The organism is Streptomyces sp. NPDC096012 (assembly GCF_040426375.1).
Lineage (GTDB): Bacteria > Actinomycetota > Actinomycetes > Streptomycetales > Streptomycetaceae > Streptomyces.
Map to the genome: position 1 here is coordinate 57,454 of NZ_JBEOTD010000027.1, position 13,877 is coordinate 71,330.

Annotated in this window: 17 protein-coding genes; 10 read left to right on the plus strand and 7 right to left on the minus strand. The window is 69.6% G+C overall.

Annotated features, from left to right (window positions below):
- Positions 1-85: 85 nt before the first annotated feature.
- The 3 genes from ABVB68_RS24275 to ABVB68_RS24285 all read right to left on the minus strand — a co-directional run bounded on the left by ABVB68_RS24275 (position 86) and on the right by ABVB68_RS24285 (position 1,118).
- A complete protein-coding gene (locus ABVB68_RS24275; protein ID WP_353603222.1) occupies positions 86-475 on the minus strand; it encodes a TraR/DksA family transcriptional regulator in 390 nt (129 codons plus the stop codon).
- Between the two features lie 15 nt (positions 476-490).
- The gene (locus ABVB68_RS24280) at positions 491-808 is read right to left on the minus strand and encodes a DUF2795 domain-containing protein (protein WP_353603223.1); all 318 of its coding nucleotides are present in this window, start codon (positions 806-808) and stop codon (positions 491-493) included.
- A gap of 127 nt (positions 809-935) precedes the next feature.
- Positions 936-1,118: a hypothetical protein gene (locus ABVB68_RS24285; protein WP_353603224.1), complete on the minus strand. Its 183-nt coding sequence runs from the start codon at positions 1,116-1,118 to the stop codon at positions 936-938.
- A 98-nt stretch (positions 1,119-1,216) separates the two neighbouring features.
- Here ABVB68_RS24285 and ABVB68_RS24290 point away from each other — a divergent pair, with 98 nt between their 5' ends.
- The gene (locus ABVB68_RS24290; protein WP_353603225.1) at positions 1,217-1,630 is read left to right on the plus strand and encodes a hypothetical protein; all 414 of its coding nucleotides are present in this window, start codon (positions 1,217-1,219) and stop codon (positions 1,628-1,630) included.
- Positions 1,631-1,850: 220 nt separating this feature from the next.
- A complete protein-coding gene (locus ABVB68_RS24295) occupies positions 1,851-2,078 on the plus strand; it encodes a hypothetical protein (protein WP_353603226.1) in 228 nt (75 codons plus the stop codon).
- A 333-nt stretch (positions 2,079-2,411) separates the two neighbouring features.
- On the opposite strand, the gene ABVB68_RS24300 is transcribed toward ABVB68_RS24295, so the two are convergent.
- The gene (locus tag ABVB68_RS24300; protein ID WP_353603227.1) at positions 2,412-3,860 is read right to left on the minus strand and encodes a hydrolase; all 1,449 of its coding nucleotides are present in this window, start codon (positions 3,858-3,860) and stop codon (positions 2,412-2,414) included.
- A 508-nt stretch (positions 3,861-4,368) separates the two neighbouring features.
- On the minus strand, positions 4,369-4,902 hold the full coding sequence (locus ABVB68_RS24305) for a 2'-5' RNA ligase family protein (RefSeq protein WP_353603228.1): 534 nt from the start codon (positions 4,900-4,902) through the stop codon (positions 4,369-4,371).
- A 413-nt stretch (positions 4,903-5,315) separates the two neighbouring features.
- Here ABVB68_RS24305 and ABVB68_RS24310 point away from each other — a divergent pair, with 413 nt between their 5' ends.
- The 3 genes from ABVB68_RS24310 to ABVB68_RS24320 all read left to right on the plus strand — a co-directional run bounded on the left by ABVB68_RS24310 (position 5,316) and on the right by ABVB68_RS24320 (position 7,637).
- Positions 5,316-6,296: an AraC-like ligand-binding domain-containing protein gene (locus ABVB68_RS24310; RefSeq protein ID WP_353603229.1), complete on the plus strand. Its 981-nt coding sequence runs from the start codon at positions 5,316-5,318 to the stop codon at positions 6,294-6,296.
- A gap of 161 nt (positions 6,297-6,457) precedes the next feature.
- Positions 6,458-6,859, plus strand: a complete 402-nt coding sequence (locus tag ABVB68_RS24315) for a hypothetical protein (protein WP_353603230.1) — start codon at positions 6,458-6,460, stop codon at positions 6,857-6,859.
- Positions 6,860-7,277: 418 nt separating this feature from the next.
- A complete protein-coding gene (locus ABVB68_RS24320; RefSeq protein ID WP_353603231.1) occupies positions 7,278-7,637 on the plus strand; it encodes a hypothetical protein in 360 nt (119 codons plus the stop codon).
- A gap of 93 nt (positions 7,638-7,730) precedes the next feature.
- On the opposite strand, the gene ABVB68_RS24325 is transcribed toward ABVB68_RS24320, so the two are convergent.
- Positions 7,731-8,357, minus strand: coding sequence for a hypothetical protein (locus tag ABVB68_RS24325; protein WP_353603232.1), 627 nt, complete (start codon positions 8,355-8,357; stop codon positions 7,731-7,733).
- A 59-nt stretch (positions 8,358-8,416) separates the two neighbouring features.
- Between ABVB68_RS24325 and ABVB68_RS24330 the strand changes: the two genes are divergently transcribed.
- From ABVB68_RS24330 to ABVB68_RS24350, 5 genes are all read left to right on the plus strand, one after another.
- On the plus strand, positions 8,417-8,590 hold the full coding sequence (locus tag ABVB68_RS24330) for a CsbD family protein (RefSeq protein WP_353603233.1): 174 nt from the start codon (positions 8,417-8,419) through the stop codon (positions 8,588-8,590).
- Between the two features lie 591 nt (positions 8,591-9,181).
- Positions 9,182-9,877, plus strand: a complete 696-nt coding sequence (locus ABVB68_RS24335) for a glycerophosphodiester phosphodiesterase (protein WP_353603234.1) — start codon at positions 9,182-9,184, stop codon at positions 9,875-9,877.
- Between the two features lie 262 nt (positions 9,878-10,139).
- A complete protein-coding gene (locus tag ABVB68_RS24340; protein ID WP_353603235.1) occupies positions 10,140-10,391 on the plus strand; it encodes an NfeD C-terminal domain-containing protein in 252 nt (83 codons plus the stop codon).
- Positions 10,392-10,402: 11 nt separating this feature from the next.
- On the plus strand, positions 10,403-11,590 hold the full coding sequence (locus ABVB68_RS24345) for a flotillin family protein (protein WP_353603236.1): 1,188 nt from the start codon (positions 10,403-10,405) through the stop codon (positions 11,588-11,590).
- Between the two features lie 400 nt (positions 11,591-11,990).
- Positions 11,991-13,001, plus strand: coding sequence for a hypothetical protein (locus ABVB68_RS24350; protein WP_353603237.1), 1,011 nt, complete (start codon positions 11,991-11,993; stop codon positions 12,999-13,001).
- 267 nt (positions 13,002-13,268) lie between these two features.
- On the opposite strand, the gene ABVB68_RS24355 is transcribed toward ABVB68_RS24350, so the two are convergent.
- Positions 13,269-13,865 carry a DinB family protein gene (locus tag ABVB68_RS24355; protein WP_353603238.1) on the minus strand — a complete coding sequence of 199 codons (597 nt, stop codon included), beginning with the start codon at positions 13,863-13,865 and terminating at the stop codon, positions 13,269-13,271.
- Positions 13,866-13,877: the final 12 nt, after the last annotated feature.

A 13,877-nucleotide genomic window follows, 5' to 3' on the forward strand; every position in this document is an offset into this window, starting at 1 on the left:
TCTCATCGAAGGCCGGCCGGTGGCCCGTGTCGTCGAGCGTGACCAGCGCGGAGATGATCGCGGCGGAGGCGACCTGGACTCGCGGTCAGCCGCGGGCGGCCGCCGCGCAGTGGACGCAGGTGGTCGTCGCCGGGCGTACTTCGAGGCGCTCCCACGGTATCGGCTCGCCGCACACCGCACACCGTCCGTATGCGCCCGCCTCCAGCCGTTCCAGCGCCTGATCCAGTTCGTCCAGGTGGTGGCGGGCCTGCGCCAGCAGGGAGGCGACGTGGGCCCGCTCGAAAGCGGTGCTCGACCCCTCCGGGTCGTGCTCGTCGTCGACCGCCACCAGCGCGTTGGCCTCGACGATCCCCTCGTATTCACGGCTCAGTGCGGCGATCTGTCCGACCGTGCCGACACGTTCGGCGGCCAGCAGCCTGCGCAGCGTGTCACGTTCGTCCGGGGAGGCGGGGGTACCGCCGTGGGGCTCAGTCACAGCCAGTCCAGGAGATCAGCGATCGAGTTCCTCTTGAATCGGCGTCCTGGGCTCTTCCCGCAGGTGCTGGGAGAGCCCGGGCTTGCCGCCGTCGCGGGCCTGCTCGGCGCGCTGCGTGGCGTTGTGGTCCAGATCCGAATCCGGGTCCACGCGGACCGACCGGGCCACCTCCTCGCGGCTGCCGTACTCTTCGGGCGGGATGCCCCGCAGCGCCTTCACGACCTCTTCCGAGGCACCCGCCGAACGGGCGGCCGCGACCAGTTCGTCCTTGCCTGCCGGGAAGTCGACGTCCTTGATGGCGTCCAGCACTTCCGGAACGCTGGTATGTGCCATGGGAAACCTCCTTGTGTTACCGGTCTTCGACTCTCCGCCTCAGCAGTCTTCGGCTCCTCGCGTCAGTCGTCATCGACTCCTCGTCAGTGGTCTTCGGCTCCTCGTCAATGGTCTTCGAAGGCGCCCCCTACCTGTCTTCGAAGTCGTCCCTGTCGACCCCGGCCTCGTCCATCGCCTCACGCAGCGTGCGGCCCGACGACCCGGTGTCACGACGGCCGTCCGAGGATTCCGGGCCCCAGTCCTGCGCCGACTCCATGAGCACATCGTCGGTGGCATCCGTCTTCGGGCGGTTCTCCTCGGCAACAGTCATGGCAGGATTCCGCACGTTCCTTCACTGATGTCCGGGTTTCCTTTGGGCGGTGAGTACCCCTGCCGGACGCCGGCCATGTCCGACCCCGGAAAAACCCCGTGAACTTCGTCGCCGCCGTGTTGCACACACTCGCCCGACAGCTCGGCGGAGCAGAGGCATTCACGACCCGTGAGGCAGTCATGGCCGCGCTGGTGGCACGTAACGCCTGCATCGAGGGTGACACGGCAGCCGTGGACGAGTTTTCTCGGGCCTGGCTCCATCTCGGCCGGCCGCAGGCGTGGCGCGCGGCCGTAGAGATGGCTCTGCTGGGTGACTGGGTCGAGGCTCTTGGCCGGCACCTGAGCGGAGATGCCGAGATCATGGAGCTGCTCCACCGCCATACCCAACGGGAACACGATGTCGCCCGCCGCCCGCGGCGTCACATCGCTGCCTGCAGCCGCTGTGGGAGCGAAAAACCGGCGGCCGCACGGTTCGGCTGCTGGAGGACCCTGTCGCGTCGGGAGTGTCACTGAGGGATGTGGTCACCGATGACCGGCGCCCGGAGGACGGCCCGTTGCACGGCGAGGTGGAAGATTCCCGCGTTCTTGCCGTGCTCACGGATCTGGCACCCGCGGAGAGAGCCGTGGCCATGGCCTACAGTACGCAGCGCATGACATGGGCCCAGGCCGCGGCACGGAGCGGCGCCGACGATCCGGACACGTTCGGCGTCCGGGTGCGCCGCAAGCTCAAACGGTGAGGACTGTGCCACCGTGCTGCGGCAAGCCCGTCCGCTCCTCTGCCGGCGGCCGGCCGGTGAACATCCTCGGCGCAGCTGCCGCCGAATACGTGGCGAGCCTGGCGGCAGCACTCACGCTGGCCGCGGCGCGCAGCGTCAGGCGCCGCATCAGGCAGCGACCTGACCTCGCCCCGGGCGCACCGGCCGCGGACGCGGTGGCCGAGCCCGACCCGGGACCGCGCTGAGACGCCCGGCTGCGGGATGTGTACGACGCCTCCCTGTGGTGGGAGGCGTCCTCCGTCCCGCAGCCGGGCGATGCACCTGTCCTGACCGTGTGCCCCGCCCGGCGTGCACCTCGTCGCCTCCCGGGGCGAGCCGGTGCCGCCGGTGCGCTGGTCGGACAACGAGGTGAGCCCGCGGCCGGGTGGGTCGGTCACGCCGACCGGCCACCTCCCGGGCCGCACGACCTGCGCAGGATGGCGCCCCGGGGGCGCGTCTCCTGCCGGAACACTCCGGAGTGGACTGTTCCCGCGCCGTGACGGAAGGGGGGCGGCCCGCCCGGACCGCCCCCGGCCGGTTCAGCTCACGTCGAGCGCGGTGTCGTCCACGACGAACGACGTCTGGTACTTCGAGCCCTCGGTGCCGGTGAACTTCAGGGTGACGGTCTGCCCGGCGTAGCCGCTGAGGTCGAAGCTGCGCTGGGTGTAGCCGGAGGCGGCGTTGAGGTTCGAGTACGACGCCAGGGTGCCGAGGACCGTGCCCGAACCGTTCAGGACCTGCACCTTGAGCGTGTCGTAAGCCGTGCTGGTCGAGGTCTCGGCCGTGTCGACGTGCAGGAAGAAGCTGAGCCTCGCGGAGCAGCCGGACGGGATGGTCACCGACTGGGAGAGGGTGTCGGTCGTGGCGGTGCCGTTGCCGTCGAGCCAGGCGTAGTACGAGCCAGAGCGGGGCGACTCGGCGCTGGAGCTGGTGACGACACCGCTCGTGGCGCTCCAGGTGGAGTTGCCGGACTCGAAGCCGTTGTTGCCCAGGAGCTGGGCGGCCGTGCAGGTGCCGGTGCCGCCGCCTCCCCCGCCGCTGCCGGTACCCGTGCCGGCCAGCCATGCGGTGGCGTTGAGGGCGAGGGGTGCGTTGGTGGCGCCGGAGTCGTTCCAGCCGTCGTACAGGGTGTTGCCGGACTGGCCGGTGCCGTCGTCGATCGGCGAGCTGTCGCCCCAGAAGGCGATCCGGCCGCTGCCGAAGGTGCTCGTGAGGAAGAAGGCGCCGGTGTTGCCGGAGTAGCCCGAGCGGTACACGAGGCCCTTGACGCTGGAATTGTCCGACGGCTTGAGGGTGGCCGTGGTGCCGTTCGCGATCAGGCTCTTGGTGACGGCGCCGAAGGAGCCGTGCAGTACCGGGTCGGTGCCGTCGCTGATCGCGGCCGGGTAGCCGGAGGTGATGTTCAGCGAGTCGATCGAGAAGCCGAACGGGTCGGTGGAGTCGACGCTGTTGTTCGTCATCAGATCGTTGAGGATCTTGACCGCGTCGGCTCCGTCGTTGTTGCGGTCGGATCCGGTGTGGTCGGAGATCATGAACAGACCGCCGCCGTTCTTCACGAAGTTCATGATCGCCGTCTTCTCGGCACTCGTGAACAGCGTGTTGGGCTCCGGCAGGACCAGCGTGTCGAAGTTCGACAGGTCGGTCGAGGACGAGCCGCCGTAGCTGAGGCTGGAGCCCGACGGCAGCGTTTTCAGGCTGTAGCCACCGGTCTTCTGCAGCGCCACGCCCCAGGAGGACAGGGCGCCGGTCCAGTCGGTCTCGGCGGACGGGGAGGAGTCCTGGCCGAGCGGGTCGGGCTGGCTGGTGGAGATGATCCAGTCGGCGTTGCCGGCCGTCTCGGCATGGGCGTTGTCGAACAGGACGCGGTGTGTGGTCGCCGCGTGGGCGGCGGTGCCGCTGCCGACCTGGACGGCGGCTCCGGTGAGGAGCAGCCCGAATCCGGCGAGGGCGGTGGTGAGTCTGCGGGGGGATCTCCTGGATCCGAGCATCCGGCGAACCTCCATGAGGGTGGGGAGAGGCGGTGCGGGGGCCAAGTCTGCGCGCGTAGAACCTGGTTGAGGGTTCTACACGTGTTGATTGGTTGAAAGGTACATGGCCTGAAGGGCGGGTGAACAGAAACTCCCGGCAATATGCGGTTCCCGCTGGCCGCGTCACATCGGGCAGATGCCGAGTGCGTCGCGTCGCAAAGGCTCCGTAGCCGATCAACACGTCGCCGACGTAGATTGCGAGTTGTGGGGGGACTGGGCGAAGCCGGCGCGTGGCAGCGCCGACTCCGGGCTGCCGGGGCTGTTCGGGCCGGCGGTCCACGGGGCCCCTGGGTGATCGCCGAGATCCTCCTGGAGAGCGGTTACCGCCTCATGTGACGCAGCAAGCGGAACCCGGCGGCGGTCCGGCGGCGCCCGGACGGAGAACCGGTCCTCGCGCGTCCACCCACCAACCAGGCCGCGCGGGCTGCCACTTCGGGGCGCGCTGACCGGTCTGCGGCGGGGGCGCCTCTCAGGGGCGAGGCTCCAGCACCTCCAAGGCGCCCGTCTCGGTGTCGTAACTGCGCAGCGTGATGAGCCGGACCGCCAGCGGCGGCGCCGGCAGCAGTTCGGGAACCCGCCGGCCGGCGAAGGCACCAGCCCGCCGGGTACGGCCGAGGGTGACGTGTGGACTCCAGCGCCCGGGTTCGTGGAACGGGTTCAGGGTCTCGGGTGGGCTGTCCGAGACCACCGCCTCCCACACCCGGCGGTGCAAGTCGGCCAGCGCGGAGTCGAGGTCCAGCGCCCAGGCCAGCACCGACGTCGGCCGCTCGAAACGAACCACACCGGTGAACCGCACCGGCAGCGGCAACGCGGCGGCAACCTCGGCGAGCTCCCAGCGAATCGGGGCGGTCAACTCCGGGCAGGCGGCCAGGGTGAGGTGCGGGCTGTTGGTCGGTGAGCGGTGTCGCGCCTGACTGGGCAGCCCCACGTCCGCAAGCCGCCGCCAGGCCTCTCGGACCACTAGATCCGCCGCCTCGTCCAAGAGGAGTTCGACCGTGCGCACCACCGCAGCCTACCGGTCGCCCCCCGGCGGTTTGATCACCACGCGTATGGGATCTCGGCAGAGCACATCAGGACACCCGCATGCTCCCTACCGGGGGGACCGGATCAATCGACCGGGCCAGGACGCCGACGCTTCCGGGACTGCGGGTGCCGGTATCGGCCTTGTCTCGGTCCACGCCGCCAGGCCGACCAACGATCCGAGGGGGCGTCGGCCAGGTAGACGACGTAGGCGTAGTCCCCAGGGGCCATGGAGTTCAGCGTGCCCGCCGGGTTCTCGTTGCAGCCCTTGTCCGCAGCCTGTCCGGAAGTCAGAAGAAGGGGTGATTCAGGACGTTGCCTGATTGCGCCCTGCCGATGCGAGACGTCGACTGGTAAGCCGGTGCACATCGGTTATCGAACCCGGAGGGAGGGACCATGGAACGGGTTTTCGACAGCGAGAACTTCACCGGGCAAGAGGCACTGGACGCCTGGACAGAGGTGACCCAGCGGTCGCTGATGCCGAAATCGTTCCGTGCTGTGGACAGCGACGTGTTCTGCGGCTGGTTCGACGAGATGTCGTTGGGGCCGGTGCAGGTTTCGTCGATGGCTTACTCTCCGATAACCACATCGCGGACGCCGAAGTTGATCCGCGTTTCCGACCCGGAGTGTTTACATGTCGTTGCTCCGCGCTCCGGCCCTCATTTCATCGAGCAGAACGGGCACAGTACTCTCGTCCGGCCGGGGGAGCTGGTTCTCTTCGGCAGTTCCCGGCCATTCGAGTCGTACGCCATCGGCACAGCACTGCTCATGCAGTTCCCGTTCGCCCTGCTACCGCTGAGTGCTCGGCATGCCGACCGACTGGTCGCCCGCCGGCTGCCCGGCGACAGAGGGATCGGCCAGTTGCTTGTCGACTACTTGGTCCGTGTGACGGACGACCACACGCACTACACACCCGCGGACATGCCTCGGCTCGGCACGATCGGTCTCGACCTGGCCGCTGCCGTTCTCGCCCACCATCTGGAGCGCGAAGACGAGGTTCCGGCCGACAGCCGGCAACGAGCCCTGTACACCCGCGTCACCTCGTTCATCCGGCATCATCTCGGCGACCCCACGCTCAGCGTGGACGACATAGCGGCGGCCCATCATCTCTCCGTCCGCTCACTGCACCGGCTCTTCCAAGCGCACGGCGCGAGCGTCCGCGCTTCGATACGCGAGCAGCGTCTGGAAGGCTGCCGCCGCGACCTGGGCGATCCGGCGCAACGTCACGTGCCCATCAGGGCCATCGCCGCCCGCTGGGGCTATCTCCGCCCTGCTGATTTCACTCGCGCCTTCCGCTCTGCCTACGGTGTTGCACCTGTCGACTATCGGCAACAAGCCCTGCAGGACCCAGTCGCGTACAAGACCGCGCGAACTTAATCTCCCTCACGCCCTCCTCCGGAGATCTCCTGTTCCTGGCGCTCCGCGCTAACGATCTGGCACTTCTCGCTAACGCGGTGCGTGGTGCACGCACCGAGAATTGGTGAGCCCGGTGACACATCAGGAGCGCACCGGATGAACCTCTGCAAGGGGAGAAACCGATGGGGCACACAATCAGCCGCACACGGACCCGGCGCACCGCCCTCGTGGCGGGCGCCCTGCTCGCCATGAGCATGGCCGCCGGCACGGCTCAGGCCACCACCTCGGCCGCCGGGCAGCAGGGTTCGGGCGCCCGCATCACGGCGGCGCCGGCCAGCTGCCCGAAGTACTACTTCTGCGGTTACGCGGGTGCGAACTACTCGAACCTCGTCTTCAAGTTCACGGACTGCTATTTGCAGCCGATCTCGGCCAGGACCGGCGGTTCCTGGTACAACAACCAGTCGAAAGGCACCAAAGCCAGGATGTACGACGCCCACAAGAAGCTCGTTTACACGACTCCGGGCGCCCCCTACGGCGACCCCCACGGCAACTGGAAGGGCATCCGCTACATCGACGCCTGCTGATCGGCGCCGCCGCCGAGCTCTGAGGGGCGCCCCCGCGAAGAGGGGCGCCCCTCTTTTCGTCGCGGTACGGGCTCGGTCCCGCTCTGGCAGAGCGAACACACCCCGCGCGCCGCCGCCGGCGACCGGGCTCCGCCCGCACGCCCGCCCTGCGGCCGGCCCATGGACGACCACGCCGCGCCCCCGGTCCACCGCCGCGTGGTCCGAGCGCGGCATCTGCGCCCCGTGCCGGCTGGACGCATCTCCGGCCGCCGGATCACGCCTCTGTCCGTGTGCGGGGCGACAGGGCGTCATGAGCCAACATCAGGGCGCTGAGCGCCAAGGACATTCCCGCGGAGACCGGGAAGAGTTTCAAGCCGGACTCCATCCATCGGAACGACGGAGCACTGATCGGCTCCGAGCACCGAAGAAAGCAGGAAGCATGGCAAAGACGAAGAAGGTTGCCCTGGCCGCGTGCGCACTGGGCCTCGCGGTCGGCGCCGCGGTGCCGGCAGCGGCCACGCCGGCGGCGGCCGCATCCCGGACGGGGACGTTCTACGGCACCTACCAGCACGCCGACGGGTGCGTGTACCTGCGGTCCGCAGCGGGATACCACTACCTGCTGGAGGGCTACACGATGGGCGGCAACGGCGGCCTGTACAAGAAGGGCGGCGGCTTCATCGCGTACCCGGGCTGGCGGATCGCGGCACACGGCACCCAGTACAACAAGTCCAGCACCACTCTGTGCACGACGTGGGGCGCCTACAGGCGGATCAAGGCGACGTCGATCTACTCCTACTGAGCTGCCTCCGAGCGGCCACCGAACGGGCGGCAGGCGGCGGCACGTGAGGGGCGAGGCCCTCGGACTGTCGAGTGAGATGTCCGCGGTCTCAACTCATGGATACGAGGGCCTCGTCGGTGACCTGGACGTCGACGGGGCGACGCCGAACGCCCGCAACTGCCGCGCCGACGTGTCGCCCGAGGTCCGGCGGCGCAGTGCGCGCAGCCGGGCCTCCCGCTCCTCGACGGTGCGCGTCTCCGCGGCGTCGAGGTACGGCACCGGCAGCCGGACGGCAGCACCGAGCTCCGGGCGCGCGCCGGCTGACGTGACGACGCAGCCGGCCGCCACACGGAGATCGGTGTTGCGCAGGCGCGGGTGCTGTCGCTGACGCTCAGCGTGGCCAACTACGTCCCACAGGCACGTGATTGCGGTGACTGAGCGCGCTGCGTCGTCCTTGATCGCGGCATATGGCCCGCCGTGCGTTCCGGGTTGGCTCGCGAACGGGGCCGATTCGGCCCACAACCCCTTGGCATGGGAGAACGTCGTGCCGGCGTTGCGAGCGAGGCACTGGAGGCGTGCCTCCTGGACCTGCTGTGCCTTCAGGCGGCGCCCGGGCCGGTGATCGGCCGGCTGCCCGGTCAGCCGGGGGGCGTCGACTCTCGGCACCCGAACTGCGTGCTGGGCGCGACCGCGCTGTGCCACTTCCGTATCCCTCTGTTTGCGCGGGGCGATCCCGAGCATATGGGACTTATCCTGGTAATCGGGACGGATAGGTGCGTATGACAGGAGGCGTGTCTGCCATGTCGGCTGGTGAGAAGGCCAAGGCCAAGGTCGAGCAGGCCAAGGGGAAGCTCAAGAGGGCTACGGGACGAGCCGCCCTCGATGACCCGATGGTCGCCAAGGGCCAGGCGGAGAAGTCCAAGGGTGACGCACGCCAGGCCAAGGAGAAGATCAAGGACATGTTCAAGCGCTGACCTCTGGCGGCGCTCATGAGTACTGGGCCTTCGCCCCCGCGGAAGGGGGCGAAGGCCCTTCCCGCTGTCGAAGCCGTCGCGGATCCGGCCTTCCGGCTCTCGCCCGCTGCCGCCGGGGTATCGAGCGCAGCAGACAGGCACCGTCGCCGCATCGAGGCTCCTGCGGCAGTCGTGGTCCGGTGTCGCGAATGGTGTTGACCGCTGGCGAGACAGGTCGAGCGTGCGGTCGGCCGTTAGCGGGCTGGGGGTGCAGATCGCGCACATGCCCGGCATCGTCACAGTCGGGGTCGAGCCCTGTGTCGCAGTGGTCCGGGGAGAGGGCGAGCGGCACCCGTGGACGCGGCGAGCGGCATCAGTGGCGTCAGACGTGCTGACGGTGCGCGTGCGGAGAGTGAACCTTCCGGCGGCCGGGGACGCCATAGGGGCGCCGCATGGGAAGGCGCCGCATGGGAGGGCGCGGTCCAGGCGGGCCGGGCGCGGCTGGTCGGGCCCACTAGGCTAGGGCGCTCCGACGGGTGGTCGCCCGCCGCCCGGCGGCGGTACGGCGCTCGTGCGGCTGCCCGGACCACCACAGCCAAGGACGGCAACCGAGTGTCTTTCTTCACCATCGGCCACCGCGGTGTCATGGCCGCCGAGCCGGAGAACACCCTGCGCTCCTTCCTGCGGGCCGAGAAGGAGGGGCTGGACGGCATCGAACTGGACCTGCACCTGAGCAAGGACGGCGAACTGGTCGTCATGCACGACGAGACCCTCGACCGCACCACGGACGGCTCCGGTCCGATCGCCGCCCAGGAGTTGCGGCAGCTCAAGAAGCTCGACGCCGGCCTGGGTGAGCGCATCCCCACGTTCGGGGAGGTGCTGGACGCCGTCGGGCCGACGCTGCCGATCCAGGCGGAGATCAAGGACGTGGCCGCCGCCCGGTCGCTGGCCAGGGTGCTCACCGACCGCGACCTGCTGGACCGTGTCTCCGTGCTGTCGTTCCACGACGTGGCGCTGCTCGAGATCCGCAGCCTGCTGCCGCAGGCCCGCACCGTGCTCGTGGCAGGCTCCAGCGCACACCGGGACACCTTCGTGGGCCGCGCTCAGGAGGTCGGTTCCACCCTGGTCAGCGTGGAACTGCGCCAGCTGAACCGGGCCATCGTGGAGAAGTGCGGCGGCGCCGGCATCGACGTGATGGCCTGGACCGTCAACGACGAGCGCGACCTGACGCTGGCGCGGACGCTCGGGCTGGTGGGCTGCGTGACCGACCAGCCCGGCATGAAGCGGCTCGTCGAGGCCACGGCCTGACCGCACTCCCCCAGCAGGTCGGGCCCAGGACCGTCGCGCGCACCCGGGCCTGGGCCAGGAGTGGGGGGCGCGGCGCCGAACAGCGCGGTTTGCTGTGAGTACTGCCCGACGGCGTCCAGCACCGTCGCAGTCGTCACCGGGACCTTCGCAGTCCCCGCCCGCTGCCGTTCGTCAGGGCGCTTCCGTCCTTCCCGTTGGGTCTCGGCGGTGCTGGGTCTATCGTCGGAACTCTGAGGTCAGGACGAGGAGGACAGAGCCGGTGATGCCGCAGGACGACGCCGTGGTCGGCTGCATGGGCAGGGTGCTCATAGGGACGCGCGGGGCCGCCGGTCCCGGTGAGGTCCTGGTCCGGGTCAGGGGCGGCTCCGAGACCTTCCTGGCGTGGTCCGACGACCCCCTGCCCGTAGGCGCCATGGTCCTCGTGATCGAATCACGGGGATGCCGGGAGGTCGGCGTCATCGAGTGGGTGGATCCATTGGACGCGCTCGACGGCGACGCCGTCGGCGCAGGCTGAGGAGTACGAGCATGTTCGGATACCGCGTTCCCGCTCCCGACGAGGCGATGTTGATCTCGGGGGGCCGGCGAGGACTGGGGGGCGCCCCGTTCCGAGTGGTGACGGGGCACGGCAAGTTCGTGCTGCCGGTCTTCCGCAAGGTTCGGTTCCTCACGCTGTCGATGTGCGAGTCCGAGGTGACCGAGACCTGTGTGACCAGGCAGGGCATCTCGCTGCACGTCCGTGCGGTCATCGCCTTCAAGGTCGGCAACGACCACGAGAGCATCATCAACGCCGGTCAGCGGTTCCTCTCCGACCAGGAGCAGATGTCGGTGCTCACCGGCCGGATCTTCGCCGGCCACCTGCGGGCCATCATCGGCTCGATGACGGTCGAGGAGATCGTCACCGAGCGGCAGAAGCTCGCCGCCGAGGTGCTGGACACCTCGAAGACGGAGATGGCGAAGATCGGCCTGATCGTCGACTCGCTGCAGATCCAGTCGATCGACGACGGCGACACCGGCTACATCGACGCGATGTCGGCACCGCACAAGGCGGCCATCCAGCGGCAGGCGCAGATCGCCCAGGCCCAGGCCACACAGGCCGCGGCCGAGGCGCAGCAGGAGGCGGCCCGCAAGCAGGCCGAGTACGCCCGGCAGACCGCCGTCGTCAAGGCCGAGTACTCCGCCGAGGTGGACCGTGCCCAGGCGCAGGCCTCGCAGGCCGGTCCGCTGGCCCAGGCCCACGCCCAGCAGGAGGTGCTCGCCGCCCAGACGGAGCTGGCCCAGCGCCAGGCCAAGTTGCGCCAGCAGCAGCTGGTGGCCGAGGTCGTCAAGCCCGCCGAGGCCGAGGCCGAGCGGGTCAGGGTCCTCGCGGCCGCCGAGGCCCAGCGCATGAAGATCCAGGCGGAGGCCGCGGCGTCCTACGACCGGGTCGCGCTCGACCGGATGATCATCGACCAGCTTCCGCAGATCGTGAAGGAGGCTGCCGGCGGTCTGTCCGGCGCGAACGTCAACGTCCTGAACGGCGCGGACGGGCTCGGCGAGATCGCCGCGGGCCTGGTGTCCCAGGGGCTGACGATCCTCGACTCCGTCCGGCAGAACCTGAGCGTCCAGAACTCCGGGGACCACCGCCCGGAGGACGGCAAGGGGAACGGCCTCGTCCAGCTGCGCCCGGGCCAGGACCGGAGGTCGGACGACGGCCCCGTCGGCGTGGACCACTAGCCGCCGGCACCCGCAGACCGCCGTGGGCCGCGCCCGGACGGCGCGGCCCGAGCGCCCCCGCCGAGTGCGTGCTCCCCGGGGGCGCTGCGGCCGGAGCGGGACAGCCGGTCGGCGGCTGGTCCGGCCCAGGGACCTGGCGGACCGGAGGCGCTTCCAGCCATGGGTGCCCGACGCATCGGCTGCGCTTCCGCAGGAACACGCGGGGCGCCCGCTACTGGGGCCGGTCCCCCGCGGGCGTCACTTCTCCGGCTGGGGCAACCATGTGGGCAAGCTGTGAGTCTCCTGATCGATCACGGTGTGATCGGCTTACAAGGAGACCATCATCAGCGCCATACACAAGACCCTTACCACCGTTGCCGTCACCGGTGTCGTCCTCGCGGGTTGCGCCGCCTGTGGGACGGTGGAGCAACTCTCCGCCGGCAAGAAGCTCGACAAGGCCTTCGAGAAGCTCGGCGAGAACAAGACCCTTTCCTTCGAGATCGACCTGGACACCGACCCCGCGTCCTTGAAGGCGCTGGACGGCAAGTCGAAGCCCGGCGAGCAGATGCCGGACGAGGCCGCCGAGATGCTCAGCGGGGCGAAGATCAAGGTCACCGTGGAGTCGAAGAAGCCGATCGCCGAGTCCGGCGAGAAGGACCTCGTCGGTACGGCCCTCAAGATCAGCGGTCCGGACAGTGACGTCGTCGAGTACCGGGTCATCGGCGACTACACCTACCTGCGCACCGACCGCGACGCGTTGACCAAGCTGACGGGCAGTCCCGTGCCGACCGCCGAGGACCTGCCCCCGCAGGCCGGGGCGCTCAAGGACGTCCTTGCGGGCAAGTGGGTGAAGTTCAGCACCAAGGAGATGGGGGAGGCCGCCGCCGACGGCCGGGGCGCCGGGAAGCGCCCCGCGCCCGGCCCGTCCCTCGACTCCACGACGCAGAAGAAGCTCGTGAAGGCCCTGCGTGGCGTGATAGTCCGCGAGGTGCGCTTCAGGACGGCCGGCGGCGGGGACGGCACCGAGCACATCATCGCCACGGCGCCCTTCCGCACGCTGCTCACCGAGTTGCTGGGTGAGGTCCGCCCGCTGGCGAAGGACCTGCCGCCGGGCATGGAGCTGCCGACCGGCAAGGACCTCAAGGAGGTCCCCGACACCAAGATGAAGGCGGACTTCACGCTCAAGAACGGCGAGCTGTCCAGGGTGGACCTGGACCTCGCCAAGCTGGCGGACAACCCCAAGGTGAAGAGGCTGGGCCTGACGCTGCGGATGGGCCACGGCACCAAGCCCACCGTCCCGGCGGGCGCCACGAAGCTGGACCTGAAGGACCTCGCGCAGGGCTTCTTCTTCGGCGACCCGGCGATGAGCGACGCGGAGCTCGGCAAGAGCGACCTCAGCGGCCTCGATCAGGTCCCGCAGGACGAGTCCTGATCACGCGGGGGTGACCCACCGAGCGGCCCTCCCCCCTGCCCCCGTGCACAGGGGGTGGGTCGCCTCGGAGGACGCCGTGCGCCCGGGAACCACGGCCGTTGGCCCGGCACACGCGGACCCGACGCCCCTGTACGCGTTCGGATCTGCGGCCGGCGTCCTCCCGAACGTGCCCCGTGCTCCACCAAATCCCTGACCGGGCGGACCGCAGCCGGTTGAACGGCGCCCGCACGGCCGGGCGCGCGGCCAAGGGGGTCGACAGCTGCGGGATCAGCCGTCGGCCTCCCGCGCCACGCGCTCCAGTCGGCTCCGGTGGCTCTCCCACCATGCCTGGTCCTCCGACGGCATGCTGTCCTTGCCTTGCAGATATCCGACGGACCCGTCGATGAGTTCTCGCACGATGTCGGCGTGACCGGCGTGCCGCTGAGTATCGGAGATCACGCGCACCAGGACGTGGTGCAGCGTCACGTCGCGACGTTCCTCCGGCCACCACGGCACGTGACCGATCGCGTCAAGCGGCAGCGTCGCGATCGTGCTGTTGGAGTGCTCCCAGACCTGGCGATACAGCCCGACGATCTGTTCCCGTGATTCGTCTGCGGTGGCCCACATGTCGGAGTTGGGCTCTGGCTCCTCGGTGTACCACCAGGACGGCGGCTCCGCGTCGAAGAAGCGCCGCCCGAACGTGTCGCCGAAGTACCCCAGCTCCACGCCGGCGACATGCTTGACCAGCCCCAGCAGGTTCGTTCCCGTGGGAGTCAGCGGACGTCGGATGTCGTACTCCGAGAGCCCGTCGAGCTTCCACACCAGGGCGTCACGCGCCTCTTGCAAATACCGGAGAAGGTCCGCTTTCGGGTTCGGTTCTCTCATGCCGGGCAGTCT